This window comes from Chitinophaga costaii (genome assembly GCF_900094705.1).
In the GTDB taxonomy this organism is placed as follows: Bacteria; Bacteroidota; Bacteroidia; order Chitinophagales; family Chitinophagaceae; genus Chitinophaga; species Chitinophaga costaii.
The window spans coordinates 23,097-42,456 of record NZ_FMAR01000013.1; the positions used below are offsets into that span (position 1 = coordinate 23,097).

A 19,360-nucleotide genomic window follows, 5' to 3' on the forward strand; every position below is an offset into this window, starting at 1 on the left:
CGTGGAAAATTTAAAAATTTGACTACTTTTAAGACCGGTTTTTCGGGTCGACCGGACCTGCGATGCAGCATATTGCTTAAAGATAAGTAACCGCCCGCAGCAATCCATGCCCTGTTTTATATTTATACACCTACGGGTCCATGCTTTCCTAATGCACAGTTATGAAAAAATTTCTCGATGAAGATTTTTTGTTGCGCGGTGCCACCGCCCAAAAGCTCTATCATGAATATGCCGCCCTCATGCCGGTAATCGATTATCACAACCACCTGCCACCCGACCAGATTGCAACCAATAAGCAATTTGAAAACATAAGCCAGGCCTGGTTATATGGCGATCATTACAAGTGGCGCGCTATGCGCATTCATGGAATACCGGAGGCTTATTGTACTGGCGGCAAGGCCGATTGGGAAAAATTTGAACAATGGGCCGCTACGGTACCTTATACCATGCGCAATCCCCTGTACCACTGGACACACCTGGAACTGCGTCGCTATTTCGATATAGAAGAACTGCTTAGCCCTGCTACGGCCGCCAGCATATACCGTATATGTTCTGAAAAGCTGCAAACCCCCGACTACTCCGTACAAAACCTGCTGCGCAGGATGCAGGTAAAGACCCTGTGTACCACCGACGATCCGGCAGATACGCTGGAATACCATGCGCAATTGCAAGGGCTGGATATTAAAGTGCTGCCTGCATTCCGACCAGATAAGTCACTGGCCGTGGAAGACCCCGTAAGTTACAATGTTTACCTGGAACAGCTGGGAGCAGCCGCCAATATAGACATCCGGCAGTACAGCGACCTGCTCGCCGCCCTGAAGAACCGGCATGATTTCTTTGCAACGATGGGCGGTACTGTGGCCGATCACGGGCTGGATAAATTATATGTGGAAACATTCACCGAAAAAGAGATCGCAAACATTTTTTCCAAAGTGAGGGCTGGCCATCCGCTGGCTGCCGCAGAAGTAATGCAGTTTAAGTCGGCCCTGATGCTGCAACTGGCGGAATGGAATGCAGAGAAAGGATGGGTACAGCAATTTCACCTCGGTGCGCTGCGTAATACCAATTCCCGCATGTTGAAATTGCTGGGTCCCGATACCGGCTGGGATGCTATCGGCGATTATCCCCAAGGCATTGCCCTGGGCCGTTTCCTGGACCTGCTGGAAAACAAACGTGCACTGGCAAAGACCATTATTTACAATCTGAACCCGGCAGATAATATTATGTTTTCCACCATCGCTGCCAGCTTCAATGATGGCAGCACACCCGGCAAGGTGCAGTATGGGGCTGCCTGGTGGTTCCTGGATCAGCAACACGGCATTACCGACCAATTAAATGCTTTGTCGAATACAGGTTTGCTAAGCCGCTTCATCGGAATGCTCACCGACTCCCGCAGCTTTTTGTCTTACCCCCGCCACGAATATTTTCGCCGTATCCTATGCGATATGCTAGGGACGGAAATAGACAATGGAGAACTTCCCCGCGATATGGACTGGATCGGTAAAATGGTGCAGGACATCAGCTACAACAATGCTGCGGCTTATTTTGGTTTTTAAACATACAGACAATAAACACAAACACCGGTCATCATGTAGTGACCGGTGTTTTTATTTTTAGTATGTTGGCAGTCTAATGGGCTGCCACAGCAGCTTTAACTTCCTGTATGGTTTTTAATACAACCATAGTATTTTGTGCCAGTGTTTCGTAATCGCCGTTTTCCAGCACGTGGGCAGTGATTAGTTTGGAGCCAAGGCCTACCGCCGATACGCCGGCTTTGAACCAGGTGGTGAGGTTTTCTTTATTCCGTTCTACTCCCCCGGTAGGAATAAATCGCTGCCCGGGAAATAGTTCCCGCACGGAGCTAATGAAAGCCGGGCCTACAATGTTTGCCGGGAATATCTTGATCAGCGGTGCGCCCAGTTGCTGGGCCACTACGATCTCGGTGGGTGTCATCGCACCGGGTATCCAGATTTTACCCGCTGTTTTGGCCACTGCTGCCACCCCAGGAAGCACCACCGGGCTTACCAGAAAGTCGGCACCCGCATCCAAAAATGCCTCGGCTTCTTCCGGTGATTTAATGGTACCGGTACCCAGGAACAAACCGGGAAATTGTTGGTGGCTTTGTGCTTTCAAGTACCGGAAATTTTCCAGGGCCTTCTCGCCCCGGTTTGTAAATTCCACCACCCGTACACCGGCGTGGTATAATGCTTTTAATACCTGCAAACACACTTCAACATCGGGCCAGTAATAGAGAGGCAACAGGCTTTGATCGAGTATCTGCTGCAGGGGCGTGGAATTATGACTCATTTGATAAAAGGATTTGATGAATAGTTGCTACGTTACTGGTGGTAGCGTCGCTTTCGATAAAAAGTTTATTAAAGGCCGCTGCTGCGGCAAATTCCAACGTTTGTTTCCAGGGATGTCCTTGAGTATGCCCGTATAACAGGCCGGCCATGAAGCAATCTCCGCTACCTACTTTGTCTATAATAGCAGCGGCAGTATGTGTACGTGACACTTCGGTGATGTTGCTGGTGTTGAGTGTAGCATAATATGAAATGCCACCACCCGGCTGGTCAAAACGGAACGTATTGGCTACGGCCTTCACCGTAGGGTAAGCTTCCATCAGCGCGGTAGCAGAACGGGCGGCCTGCGCTATATATTGGTCTTGTGTATTGCCTTCATTCGCCAGGATATCCACGGGAATGCCCAGCATCTTTTCGGTGGCCCATACATTACCCATCACTAAAGTACAATGTTTTACCAGCGATGGCATTATTTGCTGCGGCGTCATCCCGTATTGCCATAGGCGCGCACGGTAATTCAGGTCTACAGACATTGGGATACCCAGTTCGCCGGCAGCAATTACCGCGGCCTCGCATACCGCGGCCAGGGAGGCACTCAGGGCGGGTGTAATGGCGCTGAAATGAAACCAGGCAACGTCTTCAAATATATTTTCCCAATTAATGTCTGCCGGCTGTAGTTGTGCAAAAGCAGAATGTGCGCGGTCGTAAATTACACTGGCATGTTGCAAGTCTTTGCCCTTCGGTAAATAATACAGCCCCAGCCTGCCATCCCGCAGGATAACTGCTGAAGTATCGATGCCTTGGTCCTGTAAATATTTCAATAAGTCTACAGACATTTCATTGTCTGGCAGGGCCGAAAAGTAGGCAGGCTGTAAGCCCCAGCGGGCAAGGGCCGTGGCTACATTGGCTTCCGCACCACCCACAAAAAATGGAAGCTGGTGCAGTTGCAACCAGTCGCCACTCAGGTCAGGGCTTATGCGCAATAATAATTCTCCAAAGCAAAGTATCTTTTTCTTAGACATGACGGTTTCCGTAAGGCAATAATTTACGTGGCTTAAAGATAAAGGTTGAATTTTATTAAAAGCAGTATTTCGTTTGTTGTTGGGCATCAAAAATTACTACAACGATGGCATACCACCTGTTTACAAGTGCTTTATAGGAAACAAAAGCATATTCATATTGGATTTAATTTAATATGTAAAATATGTTTACATAAGTATACCATTCTTTTATTTTTTATTTTTATTTTTTTATTTTAATATTGAAATATGATTGCTATCTTGTAGTACATTATCAAGCATTACATTATTAGTTGTAGCATGTATTCCCAAAACCAAAGTCAACGCCGCTAGATTTGTCATTTTTAGAAGTAATAACAAAATTTATTAGCAACCAAAATCGGATCTAAGTTATCTTTTACATAAAATTATAGTAATTGTGTAGTAGTGTTTAAACAGCATATGCATGAGCGCGTTTATTAGCGACATAGCATGAATTTTTTTACAACCAAGGTCTAAATCAATTTCCACAGGTTACGACGATTTCCGTTGCGTTCGTATGCCGTTTTATCAACAACATCAACACTTATGTATCACTGGCGTGTTAGGCTGGTTGATGCATGTCTTTTTGCAGTATCAATTAATTTTCTGGAAGCAGAAAGCGGGCTACGTTGTGCCTTGTGCTACCTCTTTTTTTTATATGCATCAACCAAAATCTGAATCATTATGCGAAAAATTCTACTGCTGCTTTCTTGCATGCTGTTAGTATTTGCGCCTGCACTTTATGCGCAGGTACACCCCGTGAACGGGAAGATCCTTGACGAAAATGGCAGCCCAGTTCCATTTGCCTCTGTAAAGATCAAAGGCACCAACTCAGGTACATTTGCAGATGCAAAAGGCATCTTTACCATTCCTTTGAAAGAAGGTGCCGTATTGGTGGTTTCTGGTATCGGCTACATTCCACTACAAGTTACAGTGAACAGCAATGAGCTGGCCATCACCCTGAAAACGGATGTGCAATCGTTGAATGAAGTGGTAGTAACGGGTTTGGGTGAAGCAACCTCCCGCAAAAGAGTGCCCCTGGATATCGGTACACTGAATGCGAAGAATATTGCCAAAACCGCTACCGTGTCCATAGAACAAGGTTTGCAGGGCCAGATTGCCGGTGCACAGATCACGCAGAATAACGGCCAGCCTGGTTCGGGCTATAATATTATCCTGCGGGGTATCAATAACCTGATCAGCAGCGATCCGATGGTTTTGGTAGATGGGGTAGAGAATAAAGACCTCTCCAGTATAGACCCCTCTATTGTAGACCATATTGAAGTGGCCAAAGGTGCAGCCGCTGGCATGTTGTATGGCGCACAAGGGGCCAACGGTGTTATCCAGATCTTCACCAAAAAAGGCTCTCGCAACCAGCGGCCTAACATCACCTTTGCCACCAAAATGAGCTCCGATAAAATATTGCGCGGTGACCGCTCTCTGGTGGCATCCAAGCATCACTGGAAAACAGATGAGCAAGGTAATATCCTAAATTCGGAAGGTGATATACTAAAGGCAGACGCCAATGGTTATTGGGAAGATCCCGTGGAAGATCTGGATGTAGATGCCAGTAACGATAAGCCCTACCTGCTGCCTACGTACGATCACCTGAAACAAGGCTATCGGGATGCGCTTACCTTTACCAATTCCCTCAGCATTACAGGTGGTGGTAATAATTTCGATTATGCCTTCACCGGGTCCCGTCTGGATCAGCAAGACGTATTTAGTAATAAGTTTAACCGCACCAGTTTGGGGGTAAACCTTGGCATTGAACTGGCCAAAGGCCTTACCATCCGTAGCAGCACCCAGGCTATCCTTGGTTTTGATGACCTGCTGGGAGGCAATCGCTTTAACCTGGTAAACTCTTATCCATTTATCGATTTTCTTCACAAGGATACCACGGGTATGATTGTGCGGAAAGCGAAAAATGAAAATCAGCTCAACTCTCTTTCAGAAAGACAGTGGCACGACCGTAATAATAAAAGCACCAAAATTTACCAGAACTTTAATGTGAATTACAAGTTCCCCAAATTTGTAGAGCTGGACTTTAAATACGGTTACAACGTCCGTAATGCCGATAACTACAGTTTTTATCATAACCAGGAATCGGCTGTGACCACAGAATTGTACTGGGGGCCTTCTATAGATGGGGCCATTACTGATTATTATACACGCAATACTTACCAAAATGCGTTGACCTCCTTGTTTTTTAGAACGGATTTTAAACAGGACTTTCACCTGAACGTTCCTATCCGCACCACCACACAGGCCGTTTACGACTGGCGGGCGGAAGATAACCGTTTCTTTTATGCGCAGGGCGTAGGGTTGCCTACTTTCCCGCCTTATAACCTCACAGTGGCCAATACTAAAACGGTGAGTGATAATAACTCTTCCGGGTATAATTACAGCACCCGCACTTTTGGCTTCCTGGTAAATCAGTCAATTGATTTCGCTGAATGGATCGGTATTTCAGGCGGCTTCCGCTCTGATTATTCTTCTGAATTTGGCGCTGGTTCCAAAGCCACCACTTTCCCCCGCGGTACCATTTATATCCGCCCGTCTGAGTTCATGAAATTGTCCTGGCTGAGCGACTGGAAACTGCGTGGCGCATTCGCCACCGCTGGTACCCCACCGGATGTGTATACCCGCCAGGTAACCCTGGATGCAGGTACACTGGGTGTGGGCGGCGTATCACTTTCTATCCCTTCTACAGCACACAACAATGATCTGAAAATACAGGTGTCTAAAGAATTGGAAGTGGGTACAGATATTTCTGTGTTGCCTACTACCGGCGATTGGCTGAGCCGGATAACCCTTGGCGCTACTTACTGGAAACGTAAATCTACCGATGCTATTCAGGTAGCCGATGTGGCCCAATCTACCGGAGCCTCCGGCCTGATCTCCAACCTCACTACTTTAAGTTCTCATGGGGTAGACCTTAGCCTGGATATCACCACCGCCAATAAAAAGAACTTCATTTGGAACACCGCCGTACGCTGGGGTTTTACCAAAACCATGGTAGACAAGGTATCCAATCACCAAACGGTGGTTTCCGGCGAGTTTGGCCTGAAAGAAGGCGAAGAGTTGGGCATCTTCTATGGCCAGTCGCCATTGCATAGCCTGGACCAACTGAAGGTTGATGGTAAAACACCTTATATTGACCCGGCAGACCGTTCCAACTATACGCTGGTGAATGGCAATGTGGTGGATACACGCACCAATGCCGCTAAGCTTACCGCTGCTGACGATCTCAAAAAGATTGGACAGGCCTATCCTGATTTCACCGCTTCCCTGATCAATACTTTCACCATCTTCCAGGCATTTACGGTATCCTTTCAGTTCGACTGGACCCATGGTAACAATACTTATAACCTTACCCGCCAGTGGATGTACCGCGATAAGATCTCCAGAGATTACGATGATGTGATCAACGTTAATGGTAAGTCTGGCGCTTACGCTGCTTATTATTCCAGCATGTACAACACCTTGCAGCCACAGTCGTGGTACGTAGAAGATGGTTCCTTCATCCGCCTGCGCGATGTATCGCTTACCTACGATGCCACCCGTTTAATCCATGCCAGGTGGTTGAAACGCCTGTCCGTAACCCTGGGTGGTCGCAACCTCCTGACGTTTACCAAGTACCATGGACTGGATCCTGAAACTACCACCAGCGTAGACTCTCAAGGTTCTTCACTGGATGGGGTAGGCGCGTTCAAAGGCGTTGATTATTTCACGGTGCCTAACCTGAAATCTTACCAGGTAGGGATTAATGTTGGTTTCTAAACAATGCGTTTAAATGGAAAAAAGTATGAAAAAGTTATTTATATATCTAACAATCTGCGCCACCGCCGGGTTATCGGCTTGTAACAAAGATACCTTGCAGCAGGTAGACCCGAATAGCCCCACGCCCTCCTCCCTCAATACAGAGTCGGGTATTAAGGATTTTGCACTGGGCGTATTCCAGAAATGGATAGCGGACGTACCGGGTGCAAGTGGTTCTAATATTATGTTCCTCGGTACCAATAACCACTCTATCCTGGGCGACGAAGTATTCTCCCCGTATGGAAACTATGGTATGCGTTATACCGGTCAGACCTACAGCATTACCCTGCCCGATGGTACCAAGGTGATAAATCCTATTGGCAATACCCAGCAGGAACAATTGAAATCTACCAATACCCGCCTGTCTGGTTCCACTAACTCTTTTCTTTATGAGTGGATGGCCTGTTATTTCACCAATGCGCAGGCCAACCTGCTGCTTACCAGCCTGGATAATACCGAGTTAAAACTTAGCGGGGATGCTGCTACCAAGAAGGCGGTGTTAAGCGCCTGGGCTTACTGGTGGAAAGGATTCTCCTATTCCCGCATAGGCTCTATGTACATTGCGGGCGTTATTACCAATGAGCCAGGCAATGGGTTAACCAATGGCAACTTCGTAGACCATGACGCAATCATTACTGAAGCCAATGCCAACTTCGATAAAGCCATCGACATTCTGAACGGACTGACCGAAAATGCAGACTACGACGCATTGATGACGGCCATTATACCCACGTTCAATGATAACACAGATATTACCACACCGGCTATGTGGATACGAATGATCAATACTTATAAGGCCCGGAACTTCCTGGCTAATCATAAAGTAGCCACCATGACCGCCGCCGATTGGGCCACCGTGAAAACCCTGGCCAGCGCTGGCTCACTGTCTTCCGACGTGGTGTTTCAGTTTGGTATGGACCCCGATGCTACCAATGATTTGTCGGGCAACTTTTTCCATCCGTTTGCTTTCATGGGCGAGGGGGCTGCATTTACCTTTGTCAGCGAAAGGCTCATCCAGGATTTTAAAACCGGAGACCAGCGGTTCACCAAAAACTTTGAACTGCTGCCAGCTGCACAGGTGAATGTACGTAGCCGTGGCCTGCAATTTGGCACCCGCTGGAACGCAATTGCGATAGAAGATGGAGGCCGTTATGCCACCAACAATAGTGTGGGCATCATGCCGCTTAGTGTATCGTATGAAGAAGCGGCGCTGATGGTTGCGGAAGCAGACATACATACCGATGCCATCGAGGCTGGATTGGCCTTGATAGACGAGGTGCGCGACTTTCAGGGCGCTGGCCTGGCGCATGTGGCCGGCACAGGGTTAAACTTGGCGCAGGCCACCGAAGAGCTGCGCCGGGAAAGGAGAATAGGCCTGTTCCAAAGGGGCGTGGCCTTCTACGACGCTCGCCGCTGGGGTGTTACGGCCCCTGCTGCACAAGGCGGCGGCCGTGCAGGCGCCATTGTGATGGTACCGGGCCAATACATTGGCTCCAATGCTGCTCAGGCATTGCCCTGCTTTATGGATTATAATTACATGGACTACTGGGATGTGCCGCAAAATGAGCTGGACTTTAATGCCGCCGCTACAGGTTCTGCTCCCATTAAAAATTAATAAACATAGTATACACACAAAGGCCCGGCTTTACTTAAAGCCGGGCTTTTGTGTTTTCACGGGTAGGTAGATCCATAAAATTTATTTTAAGGGAAATTCGTTGCCTCCACATTGTGCCATACCTATGCTGGCTGGGTTCAGGAAAGCAGGGTCAACTAGCGTGCCTAAATGTTAGGCATGTGAAAAAATATATTTGAATGCGCTGCTGTAACGACCCACGACATAGTACTATTTTGACTTTCAAAATTGCCGTTTAAAAAGCAGAAATAAATCGTTTGTATTAACTTGCAGTTCATCTACTTCTTAAATGCAAGACCATGCTACAAATATCCAATGATCGCCTTCAGGTAAGTATTGCTGAAAAAGGTGCCGAACTGCAACATATCGTGCGCACCGATCTGCAACAGGAATATCTTTGGAATGCCGATCCGGCATTCTGGGCCAAGAAAAGTCCGGTATTATTTCCTATTGTGGGAGGATTGAAAAATAATAACTATACGTTTAAGGAAAAAACCTATTCGCTCGGCCGTCATGGCTTTGCGCGCGACCTTGTTTTTACCGTGACCGCACAAGCCGCTACCAGCATTACCCTAGAACTGGGAGATACTGCGGATAGCCGTTCCCGTTATCCATTTCCGTTTTTGTTTGCAATTACCTACACCTTGTCTGGTACCACTTTACAGGTAAAATATCACGTGAAGAATCCCGGCGCGGAGCCGCTTTATTTTTCCGTGGGCGGCCATCCTGCATTTAAGGTGCCCCTGGTTCCCGGCACTACTTATGAAGATTACCGGCTGGAATTTAACCATGTAGAAAATGCAGGCCGCTGGCCGTTGTCTGCCGAAGGATTGGTGCAGGAAGCCCCGGCCCCCCTGTTAGAAAATACCAATACCCTGCCACTGAAAAAGGAATTGTTTGCTGAAGATGCCTTGGTATTTAAACATTTGCAGTCTGATGTAGTGACGCTCAAAAGCAATGCGACCCCACGTGGGCTGCGGTTTCATTTTGCAGGTTTTCCCTACCTGGGTATATGGGCGGCCCCCAATGCAGATTTCGTATGCATTGAACCCTGGTGCGGCATAGCAGATAGCGTGAACGCCAGTGGAGACCTTACCAGGAAGGAAGGCATTATAACGCTGGAGGCGAACGGGGTATTTGAACGGCAATGGGAGGTAACACTATTATAAGAAAAAATTTAGTGTTAACTAAACGTTAGCAAAATCGCGGAGGGAAAGGCGGACCTTAGGGGGGAGAACGGAAATTACTCAATTGTTACCCAAACCCTAAGTCCATGTTACTAAAATTTACCACGGGCAATTACTGCTGTTTTAGAGAAAAACAATCTTTATCCCTACACGCAGATGGTCGCCATGCTGCCGGAGACGTACGCGTGGTGCAGGCTGCCGGCTGCAATGCTTTGCAAGTGGTGGGCATTCTAGGCGATACTGCCACCGGCAAAAGCCATTTAGGGAAAGCCCTGCAATTTATGACCCGGGCAGTGCTGGAAGGCTGGCAGGAAGCAGCTTTACATTGCAGTCCTTTTGCGGCCGGCGGTAGCGGGGCGGCGGGTCCTTCCTTTTTTGAAATACTGCTACTGGGTGAGGATGTTCGTTACCGTTACGGTTTTGAACTTAAAGACCGCCAGGTGCAGGCAGAATGGCTCTACGAGCGCAAAGGGCGGCGGGAGTTGCGTTTGTTTTCCCGGCAGGGCCAGGCTTTGCTGGTGCATGCCACTTTTGTGGATGCCCGGCGGCTTATTGGCATTACCCCTTCCAATATTTTACTGCTTACTATTGCGGCCAGGCTACATTTTCCACTAGTAGCGCCACTAATAAATTGGTATCGCCGCTGCCAGGTGGTAGATGCCGCAGGCGGTTGGCCCTTTGCTCCCGGCTGGGAAGAGCAACTGGCCATCCCCGTACCGGTAATGAGCCTGCGAAGATTGTATGATGAACTAGGCATCGGCTACATTGCTGCCACCATGCAATCCGTCATCCGTACGCAGGCGCTGCTGCGCCGGCATGGTACGCCTCCGGATACCGGGGTGCCAACAGAAAACACCCTCCATAACACCCTTACCGCCGGCACACGCAGCCTGCTGGCTATTACACCGGCCATCCTGAAAGTGATTAATGAAGGGGGAGCCCTTTTCCTCGATGACCTGGACGCCCATTTATCTCTTTCAATACTGCAAGGGCTGGTGGCCCTGTTCCAGCACCCTGAATTAAATCCCCGCCATGCGCAGCTTATATTTACCACGCATTTGCCAGCATGGATTCACCAGGGCAAATGGTTAAATGGGCAGCGGTATATATTGGAGAAACCTCAGGCAGCGGCCAGCTTACAGCATTGGAGCATGCCCGCCAGGAAATAATGTGGCGCAAAAATAATGAGCTTAAAGGAGTGGTACTAGTCCGTGAGCGTTGGCGGGCTATAGGCTGCGGCGCTACATTGGAATTATAGGAACGTTTTCTAAAAGTGACAGGCTGATTTTTTTATATGGGCTTATATTGTTAATTTCACTATTAGCAACATTGTTTAAAAAATCAGCTACTCACTTTCCCACAACACGTTACAAACGTTTTCAATTCCTTAACACATAGACGCGTTATTCATTGCTATGCATGCAATGAAGCGATTTCCAATCCTTAAAAACCTGGGTTATGATGCGTATTATTTTGTGTTCAGTTTTTAATGTACTCTGTTATGCAGACTATGCGAGCAGAGAACATGCACGGTCTGCTTTTTCCAAAACGACCCACCTGCTCAAGGGGAGCCATGTCAAAGAAAAATATGAATTGCGGCTCCTGGAGCGCATTAATGGCTCTTTTGTAATAAAAGATTTCTTCTATATCAAAGGTGCTTTGCCTGGTGCAGAGGTGCTAGACATCCTGAGTGAAGAGGCGGTAGGGTAAAATTAATGGGGTGCCATAGCATATTTGCATTGTTAGGGTATGTTAGGTTGCGCTGGTATGCAACCGTGCAGCAACCGTACGGTCAATGCGATAGCTTGTAAAACAATGGAATGGCATCAAAATTTTTATAAACGTACACGTACAGGATCGCTACCGTTACAGATGCCAGGTTGCCCATCAGGTAATAGTCGTTAAACTTATTGTGTTCATCGTCTGCTTCCTTGTGTTTCAGACGGGTGGCCAATTTTAGTGCGCTGAAAAAAGTCAGCGCACTGGTAAGGTCATGTACCAGCGCAATCGTTAAGAAAAGCCGTTCTGCCACGCCTTTGAAAATGGATTTAAAGTTTAACCCCACTTTTTTGTAGAAAATTTGTGCAATCATGGCAAATACGAATGCAACCAAGATTTCCATGAGGATAAGTCCAACAAATAGTATCCAACATTTAGCCATATTAATTTCCTCCCAGATAATTGATAACTGCTTTGAGTGCGTTGTATGCTTTGATCTGTAAGCTTTTTTCCCTTTTCCACATCAGGGAAGGGGTTTTATGCAATGCCGCCGCCACTTTTTTGTAGTCGATGTAGCGCAGGAAACCATCTACCAGGGCGTAATCTTTTTCCGGATTCCAATTGTCTACAATACTTTGCAGGGCAAAAAAACTATTGTTAAGTGCTCCGGAAAGCGCCTGGTCCTGTAAATTAATTTCAAAACGGTGATGATCGCGCTTTAACTGATTAAGGGTTTCCCTGGCAGCTGTAAGGCCCGGGCCAAGCATTTCATAGGCAATGCTTGGATTAATAGGCGTATCTATTTCACCTTGCATCAGCACATAGCGTAATTTAAATGTTTTTCCCAATGCAATGATCATTTCTTCCATTTCGAGCATAATTTTCAGGGAAGCGGGCAGGTCATGAATAATGCCCTGAAACTCATCCCCCAGTGTAATGGTGATGGGGGATAACAATGTTTTTTTTTGTTTTTTGTTGATCTTAGTTACCAACGCCTTAAAATCAGCCATCAGCAAGCGTTGATCGCTTTGCCTGCTTCCAATAATGTCGGCCATTAAGATAAAATAGAGGTGCTTGCTCATATTTCAAAAATAATGAAATTTTTATGATTATTTCAGTATTTATGAAAAATATAAGAAAATTTCACTTTTGATGAAATAAAAGCCTGTTAGCTGTAGCCTGGCAGCAGACTGGAATGGCAACATATTTCATATATCATTACGAGGCCAACATGAGCTTTACGAAAAAGCACCTAACCATTTTGTCTTATGAACTTCAGCCTCTACCCCGCATCCTTTTTTGCCGGGGCTTTTCTGGCTAATGCGACATCCCATCATGTACAGGGAATTTCCGGGAACAAGTTTCCTACTCCTTTCTCAAAACCACGGGGAATAGGCCTTTCATTGGTTCCGGTAAATTTTATTTATTCGTTGTTTATCCTCTTTGTTGGTTATTTAATGCTGATGAGGAGTGGAATAATACATACGATGCTGCCAAATTACTCACCCTCTTCGCCGGCATAGCTGTGAGCGGTATTCGCTCAGTTCCCGTTTTCAGCAGAAGCATAAAGAATAGCCATGCGATTAGCGATTAAAAAGGGCGAATAGGATTGCCATAGTACTTCTCACTAAAAAAGCAAAGCATACATAATAATATTTATTCCAAATTTAGTATTGTCTTCTGCAAGAAAACGTTTGTTACGAAAATCATAGTCCCACTCGCATCCATAATCTTTATTGCTATACAGTACGCCAATGCGGCCATGAATAGTAATGGCTTTGAGGTAGTCGTGTACGAGGTCGTCGCCCCAGCCATTTAGCTCGAAAGAGGTATTGGGTGGGCCTTTTTCGAAGGTAAAAAAACTGCGGTATAGTGGATGGTCTTTGGGGATTTTTTGCAGCGCGTCCTGGCCAAACAGGGATTGCATCTGTGCTTCAAAAGACCGGGCAAACAAACCATCAATATCGTGATTGCAATCGTCTACAAAAACAAAGCCTCCGTTTTGCACATATTGTTTGAAATGAGCAGCTTCCACGGTGTCGAACTGTACCAGTTTATGACCGCTGAGGTAGCAAAAGGGCGTATTAAAAATATCATTGCTACTGAGGTCTATTACCTTTTCCTGCAAGTTCACCGGTACTGTGGTGTACTCTATCAGTGAATTCAGCAGGTTAGATGGCATGCGCTGATCAGTATCCCAATCGCCGGAGCGGTAGCGCAACCGTGTGAAGGTAAATTTATTGCCTTGAATATCTCTTATCGCTGCACTCATGCTTAGCTTTTGCCCGTTTGTATAAATTTTGTGGCCTGCAATTAAATATAACTTTATTTTACAAGGGTGCTTATGCCGGCGTTTGCCCGATAAAAATCGTTTTTTCTAACCAAAATCACTTGTTTTGAGTCAGCCAAGCCTTGCAATCGACAAATTACTAAATAAATTACCGGAGTTAAAGTCAGAAATCCAAAAAGTGATAGTCGGTCAAAACACCATTATTGAAGAGATCGTGGTGAGCTTGCTGGCAGGTGGTCATTGCCTGCTGGAAGGCGTGCCGGGACTGGCCAAAACACTGATGGTGCGCACGCTGGCAGATGCTTTGGACCTGCCTTTCCGCCGCATACAATTTACACCAGACCTCATGCCCACCGATATTGTAGGAACGGAAGTGCTGGAGGAGGATCATGTTACGGGCAAGCGTTTCTTCAAATTCAACAAGGGACCGTTGTTTGCCAGCATCGTACTGGCAGATGAAATAAACCGTACGCCTCCCAAAACGCAGGCCGCACTGCTGGAGGCCATGCAGGAATTTTCGGTGACTTATGGCGGCCAAACCTACCCGCTGGACCGGCCTTTCTTTATCCTGGCCACCCAAAACCCGATAGAACAAGCAGGTACATATCCTTTGCCGGAAGCGCAGCTAGACCGCTTCCTGCTTTACATTAAAATAGGTTATCCCACTGCAGAGGAGGAAGTAAAGATACTGAGCAGCACTACCGGCACAACTAAAGTAAAAGTAGCACCCGTGCTCAATGCTGCAGAGATCATACAACTGCAAAGCCTTGTACGGGAGGTAAGCATCAGTGAAGCATTGATACAATATGTGTCCCTGCTGGTGCGTGCCACCCGTCCGGATATAACGCCACTGGCCTACATAAAGGAGTGGGTGCGTTGGGGCGCTGGCCCTCGCGCCGGGCAGGCGCTGATACTCACGGCCAAGGCCCGTGCCTTATCATTAGGCCGCTATGCCGTTACGGCAGAAGATCTGCAGGCCATGGCTTACCCGGTGCTACGCCACCGGCTGCTGATGAATTTCAGGGCGGAGGCAGAAAATATTACACCAGATATGGCTACTGCAGCACTCATTCAAGGAGTGGAAAAACCAAAAGGTAAATTGTAAACATTCGCTTTATGCAACCGGCTCCTGCTACACTAATGGCTATCAAAGACCTGTCGCTGTTTGCCAAAACAGTGATAGATGGTTTTATGACCGGCATTAATAAAAGCGCCAGCAAAGGTACGGGGCTTGAATTTAGCCAGTATCGCAGCTACCAGCCCGGCGACGACCTGCGCTGGTTAGACTGGAAGATGTATGGCCGCTCCGACCGGTATTACATCCGCGAATCGGAGGTAGAAACGAGCATTTCCGTGCGATTCATAGTGGATGCCAGCCAATCCATGGAACATAATGATAACGGATATACGAAAATGGATTATGCCCGTCATCTGTGCGCCGCGTTGGGGTATCTTGCACATAAACAGGGGGACGCCATTGGCCTGTATGGCCTTACAGAAAAGGGTGTACATGTACTGGCAACCCGGCGCGATGCGCAACACTTACAACGCTTTTATTATCAACTGGAAAATTTGCAACCGGGGGGCCAGTTTACCGCACCGGGATACTACAAAAATATCTTTGCCACTACCTCTCACAAAGAGCTGGTGATCATCGTCACCGATTTTTATGAACGGGAAGGAGAGATCGGGCAGTTGCTGAAAGAACTGTCGGCCTACCGGCACGAGATCATTTTGTTTCAGGTAATGGGACGTAATGAGCTGGAACTGGACTATGGCCAATACAGCAGTTTGCAAGACCTGGAAACGGGAGAAACTGTTAATATCCATGCTGGCCAGGTGCGCGGGCTTTACCTGGAGCGGTTAAAAACCTGGTTAGCGGCCATTCGCCAGCAGATGCTGGAACAGGGCATTTCCTACCGCCTCCTGCGTATGGATGCACCCATGGACCAGGCTCTCCGTGATTTTTTGAATCAGCGTCAGAAGATGAGTATTTAAACAACGATCTGCATTTTGCTTCAATTTTTACAACCCATATGGTTACTTGGCATGGCAGGCATCAGCGTGCCGGTGCTTATTCATTTGTGGAACCACCGGCAGAATAAGGTATTGCAGATAGGTAGTGTGGCATTGTTGCGGGAAACCCCCCGGAGTAGTGCGCGGAGCCTGCATGTAAACGATTGGTGGCTATTGCTGTTGCGCTGCTTGCTGCTCATATTGCTGGCTTTACTGCTGGCAGGTCCGGTGTGGAAAGCTTCGCCCGGGGCAACTGCAAAGCAGGGGTGGGTGCTGGTATCCAGGCCTTCGGCCAATGCGTACAGGAAGGAAATCGATTCCTTGGTGAAGGCTGGTTTTGCATTACATTACTTTGAGAAAGACTTCCCCTTGGTGCGCGTAAAAGACCTGCAAGCCTCCGATACCGGCCAGCAGAACTATTGGGCTACGGTGGCATTGCTGCAACAAGTGATATTACCTGGGCAACCGGTATACATTTTTACAGACCGTTTGCAACGTCATTTCAGTGGACAACGGCCCCGGGTGCAAATGGAGCTGCACTGGCGTACGCGTGTACCCGATACCGTTAGTATGCCGCCACCGCCACCAGATACTTCTATACAGCGTTTCACCATTTATGATGGCTCACACGCAGCAGACGCATCCTATGTGCAGGCTGCGCTACTGGCCATCCGCCAGTTCAGCGGAAAGAATATGGAGGTGCGCAGGGTAAGTACTGCCGCTGCGCTGCCAGCACAGCAAGAATGGTTGTTCTGGCTGTCGGAATCGCCTTTGCCCAATGTGAAGGCCTCCCATGTTTTGCAATACGTGCCGGGCGCTGCCCAGCGCGAACAATCTTGGTTACAGCCTGGCAATACGGAGATCGCTATTTACCAACGTGTGCAGGCATCGGAACAGGAAGCCCTCTGGCGGGATGGGTATGGCTATCCGCTACTTACCCGGAACGGTACTCACTATTACGCCTATACGCACTTTAATACCTCCTGGAACGATTTGCCCTGGAGCCCGCAATTACCGGCCTTGCTCCTGCAACTGATATACCCCGGCCATTACAGCGATCAACGTGCCCTGCCGGAACAGGCCGTACAACCTGTACAGGTGGCCGGCATTGCATCAACCATTCATCCGCCGGTAAATGACCTGCGTACTACCGGCTGGCTGCTGCTCCTTATTTTATTTGTACTGGAAAGAATAACCGCCGGTTTATTGACTAAACAAAAGGAAGAAACAATTGGATAAAGGCTTATATATTATTCAACAATTACTACGCCGCTGGCAGTGGCAGGGCTTTTTGATCAATGCCCTGCGCGGACTGTCGGTGAGCGGTATTGTTACTTCGCTGCTACACATTACCTGGCATTGGAGTATGTGGTGGATGCTGCCTTTGTGGGTACTCAGTACGGCGATCTTCCATTATGTTTTTTCCTACCGGAAGCTCCGGGATAAAGACGTGGCGGTATGGATAGACCAGCAACATCCGCAGATGGAAGACAGTACAACGCTGTTATTGGAAAAGCATTTGCAAGGGTTGCCTGGCCTGCAAGCCGAGAAAGTGAATGCGATATTGCCAGGGCTTAAGGTGTTGCCACCTTTTACAAGAACATGGCGTATGGCTGTTCTTACGGCCGCCGGAAGCCTTTCCCTGGCTGCTTTTGCAACGTATGTGTCTGCACGCCTGGCACAGCAAAATATGGCTGGAGCAATGGTAGAAGATACCCTCCCGGAAACCAGGCTGCCTGAAATCGAAGGCGTAGTGGTACATATCACCCCACCCACTTATACGCACCTGGAAAAACGTACGCAGGAAAATTTCCAGTTAAAAGTAGTGGCCGGCAGCAACGTGCGCTGGCAAATTACCACCACCCGGCCAGTACCTGCGCTGGCACTACGTTTTAATGATTCGCTGACTGTAAATTTAACATCGACAGACAGCACACACTGGCAATTGGGCATTACCATACAGCAGCCGGGTTATTATCAGGCGCAGCTCAATGGGCAATGGTCTGCCTTATATAAGCTGGAAGTTATTAAAGATCAGCCCCCGCAAATACAAGTTCAATCTCCCAAAGCCTATACCCTCATCGATTATGGCAGGCCGCCGCAAGTGCAGTTATTGGCCAGCATCAGCGACGATTACGGGTTGTTGAGCGATACGCTGTTTATCACCATTGCCAGCGGGGAAGGAGAAGCAGTGAAATTCCGGGAACAAAAAATGCCACTGCCCATATCCGCCGGCACGCGCAGTGCCACCGTGGCTAAACTGTTAGACCTGCGGGCATTGCAGATGCAGCCCGGAGATGAACTGTATTTTTACCTCAGCGCACAGGACGCGCTGCACCAGCAAGGCCGTTCAGACCGCAACATGGTGGTGTGGGAAGATACGGCCCAACTTATGAAGCTGGATGGCATGGCCAATGGGGTAGACCTGAAACCGGCCTTCTTCCGCAGTGAGCGCCAGATTATCATGGAAACCGAGCAACTGCTGCGGGATAAAGACACCATTCGCCTGCAACAATTTCAGGATAAAAGCAGCGATCTGGGTAGCGATCAGAAATTGCTGCGCTTGCGTTACGGCCAGTTCCTGGGCGAAGAAGCTGAAGACGGTGCCGAAGCCAGGGAAGCCCTGGCGCAATTGGACAATCCCGCCGATTTTAGCAACGCTGCCAAGATACTTGACGCCGTAACAGACAAACATGATAATGCCGAAGATGCTGGTTTCTTCGATCCAACAACAAAGGCCCAACTCAAGGCCACCCTCACCGAAATGTGGAATGCCGAATTGCGCCTGCGCACCTATAAACCTGCCGAGGCATTGCCTTACGCTTACAAAGCCCTGCGTATGCTTAAAGACCTGCAACAGCAATCCCGTGCCTACGTGGCTAAAACAGGGGTGAAGCTTACCCCGCTAAAACCAGAAAAGCGACTTACCGGCGTGCTCACCGGCATTGCTGATCCACTAACGGAAAGGAATATACGTAATATTGGATCCGATACATTATTGCGCCTTTCGCTGGGCATACTGGAATTGTGGCAAAGCGGCACCACGCCAGATATCCGCCAGCAGCAGGTATTACAGCGGGCCGGGTTACAATTGGCCACCCACGCCGCCTCCGATCCGGCTACTTACCTGCCGCCAGTAGCAGCCCTGCGGCGCATGTTGGAACAAGGCCCTGCGGGCAGCGATTTTCAAACCACAGAGCGCGCCCTGCAACAATTGCTGCCGCCGCCGGCCTGGCAACCTTACAGGAGGGAGCAGGAGGAGGACATGCATTTATCGCAGCATTATTTCGAACAATTGCAGGCCTTGAAAAAATAATACGCGGCGTTCATTGCGGCTTTTGAAAATGGAA

Annotated in this window: 15 protein-coding genes; 10 read left to right on the top strand and 5 right to left on the bottom strand. The window is 48.2% G+C overall.

From position 1 onward, the window contains the following. The first annotated feature begins 161 nt into the window (after positions 1–161). Positions 162–1,556 carry a glucuronate isomerase gene (gene uxaC / locus GA0116948_RS16045; protein ID WP_089714062.1) on the top strand — a complete coding sequence of 465 codons (1,395 nt, stop codon included), beginning with the start codon at positions 162–164 and terminating at the stop codon, positions 1,554–1,556. 73 nt (positions 1,557–1,629) lie between these two features. On the opposite strand, the gene GA0116948_RS16050 is transcribed toward uxaC, so the two are convergent. After that, entirely contained in the window at positions 1,630–2,307 is a 678-nt protein-coding gene (locus GA0116948_RS16050; protein WP_089714063.1) for a bifunctional 4-hydroxy-2-oxoglutarate aldolase/2-dehydro-3-deoxy-phosphogluconate aldolase, read from the bottom strand. Continuing rightward, positions 2,297–3,325, bottom strand: coding sequence for a sugar kinase (locus tag GA0116948_RS16055; RefSeq protein WP_089714225.1), 1,029 nt, complete (start codon positions 3,323–3,325; stop codon positions 2,297–2,299). The genes GA0116948_RS16050 and GA0116948_RS16055 overlap by 11 nt, the downstream gene beginning before the upstream one ends. A 702-nt stretch (positions 3,326–4,027) precedes the next feature. On the opposite strand from GA0116948_RS16055, the gene GA0116948_RS16060 reads away from it, so the two are divergent. From GA0116948_RS16060 to GA0116948_RS16080, 5 genes are all read left to right on the top strand, one after another. Next, positions 4,028–7,126 carry a SusC/RagA family TonB-linked outer membrane protein gene (locus GA0116948_RS16060; RefSeq protein WP_089714065.1) on the top strand — a complete coding sequence of 1,033 codons (3,099 nt, stop codon included), beginning with the start codon at positions 4,028–4,030 and terminating at the stop codon, positions 7,124–7,126. A gap of 25 nt (positions 7,127–7,151) precedes the next feature. Beyond that, positions 7,152–8,780 (top strand): RagB/SusD family nutrient uptake outer membrane protein, encoded by a 1,629-nt coding sequence (locus GA0116948_RS16065; RefSeq protein WP_165798520.1) that lies wholly within the window; start codon positions 7,152–7,154, stop codon positions 8,778–8,780. A gap of 317 nt (positions 8,781–9,097) precedes the next feature. Further along, the gene (locus tag GA0116948_RS16070) at positions 9,098–9,967 is read left to right on the top strand and encodes an aldose 1-epimerase family protein (protein WP_089714068.1); all 870 of its coding nucleotides are present in this window, start codon (positions 9,098–9,100) and stop codon (positions 9,965–9,967) included. A gap of 104 nt (positions 9,968–10,071) precedes the next feature. Next, a complete protein-coding gene (locus GA0116948_RS16075; protein ID WP_089714069.1) occupies positions 10,072–11,154 on the top strand; it encodes an AAA family ATPase in 1,083 nt (360 codons plus the stop codon). Positions 11,155–11,443: 289 nt separating this feature from the next. After that, positions 11,444–11,695 (top strand): hypothetical protein, encoded by a 252-nt coding sequence (locus tag GA0116948_RS16080; protein ID WP_089714071.1) that lies wholly within the window; start codon positions 11,444–11,446, stop codon positions 11,693–11,695. A gap of 82 nt (positions 11,696–11,777) precedes the next feature. Here GA0116948_RS16080 and GA0116948_RS16085 read toward each other — a convergent pair whose 3' ends face one another. From GA0116948_RS16085 to GA0116948_RS16095, 3 genes are all read right to left on the bottom strand, one after another. After that, entirely contained in the window at positions 11,778–12,107 is a 330-nt protein-coding gene (locus tag GA0116948_RS16085; RefSeq protein ID WP_089714072.1) for a hypothetical protein, read from the bottom strand. A gap of 40 nt (positions 12,108–12,147) precedes the next feature. Continuing rightward, positions 12,148–12,786: a SatD family protein gene (locus GA0116948_RS16090; protein WP_089714074.1), complete on the bottom strand. Its 639-nt coding sequence runs from the start codon at positions 12,784–12,786 to the stop codon at positions 12,148–12,150. Between the two features lie 545 nt (positions 12,787–13,331). Then, complete coding sequence (locus tag GA0116948_RS16095; protein ID WP_089714076.1) at positions 13,332–13,976, bottom strand: DUF4159 domain-containing protein; 645 nt, start codon at positions 13,974–13,976, stop codon at positions 13,332–13,334. Between the two features lie 124 nt (positions 13,977–14,100). Here GA0116948_RS16095 and GA0116948_RS16100 point away from each other — a divergent pair, with 124 nt between their 5' ends. From GA0116948_RS16100 to GA0116948_RS16115, 4 genes are read left to right on the top strand one after another with little or no spacing between them, the layout of a single operon-like run. Then, positions 14,101–15,099, top strand: coding sequence for an AAA family ATPase (locus GA0116948_RS16100; RefSeq protein WP_089714078.1), 999 nt, complete (start codon positions 14,101–14,103; stop codon positions 15,097–15,099). An 11-nt stretch (positions 15,100–15,110) separates the two neighbouring features. Further along, positions 15,111–15,992 carry a DUF58 domain-containing protein gene (locus GA0116948_RS16105; protein ID WP_205686171.1) on the top strand — a complete coding sequence of 294 codons (882 nt, stop codon included), beginning with the start codon at positions 15,111–15,113 and terminating at the stop codon, positions 15,990–15,992. Positions 15,993–16,007: 15 nt separating this feature from the next. Next, entirely contained in the window at positions 16,008–17,249 is a 1,242-nt protein-coding gene (locus GA0116948_RS16110) for a BatA domain-containing protein (RefSeq protein WP_123891854.1), read from the top strand. Continuing rightward, positions 17,242–19,326: a DUF4175 family protein gene (locus GA0116948_RS16115; protein WP_089714084.1), complete on the top strand. Its 2,085-nt coding sequence runs from the start codon at positions 17,242–17,244 to the stop codon at positions 19,324–19,326. The genes GA0116948_RS16110 and GA0116948_RS16115 overlap by 8 nt, the downstream gene beginning before the upstream one ends. Positions 19,327–19,360: the final 34 nt, after the last annotated feature.

Bases quoted from the DNA above. Each gene is read 5' to 3' on its own strand.
- GA0116948_RS16060 (WP_089714065.1), top strand. From the start codon at position 4,028: ATGCGAAAAATTCTACTGCTGCTTTCTTGCATGCTGTTAGTATTTGCG.
- GA0116948_RS16090 (WP_089714074.1), bottom strand. From the start codon at position 12,786: ATGAGCAAGCACCTCTATTTTATCTTAATGGCCGACATTATTGGAAGC.
- GA0116948_RS16080 (WP_089714071.1), top strand. From the start codon at position 11,444: ATGATGCGTATTATTTTGTGTTCAGTTTTTAATGTACTCTGTTATGCA.
- uxaC (WP_089714062.1), top strand. From the start codon at position 162: ATGAAAAAATTTCTCGATGAAGATTTTTTGTTGCGCGGTGCCACCGCC.
- GA0116948_RS16075 (WP_089714069.1), top strand. From the start codon at position 10,072: ATGTTACTAAAATTTACCACGGGCAATTACTGCTGTTTTAGAGAAAAA.
- GA0116948_RS16105 (WP_205686171.1), top strand. From the start codon at position 15,111: ATGCAACCGGCTCCTGCTACACTAATGGCTATCAAAGACCTGTCGCTG.
- GA0116948_RS16050 (WP_089714063.1), bottom strand. From the start codon at position 2,307: ATGAGTCATAATTCCACGCCCCTGCAGCAGATACTCGATCAAAGCCTG.
- GA0116948_RS16070 (WP_089714068.1), top strand. From the start codon at position 9,098: ATGCTACAAATATCCAATGATCGCCTTCAGGTAAGTATTGCTGAAAAA.
- GA0116948_RS16055 (WP_089714225.1), bottom strand. From the start codon at position 3,325: ATGTCTAAGAAAAAGATACTTTGCTTTGGAGAATTATTATTGCGCATA.
- GA0116948_RS16095 (WP_089714076.1), bottom strand. From the start codon at position 13,976: ATGAGTGCAGCGATAAGAGATATTCAAGGCAATAAATTTACCTTCACA.
- GA0116948_RS16065 (WP_165798520.1), top strand. From the start codon at position 7,152: ATGAAAAAGTTATTTATATATCTAACAATCTGCGCCACCGCCGGGTTA.
- GA0116948_RS16085 (WP_089714072.1), bottom strand. From the start codon at position 12,107: ATGGAAATCTTGGTTGCATTCGTATTTGCCATGATTGCACAAATTTTC.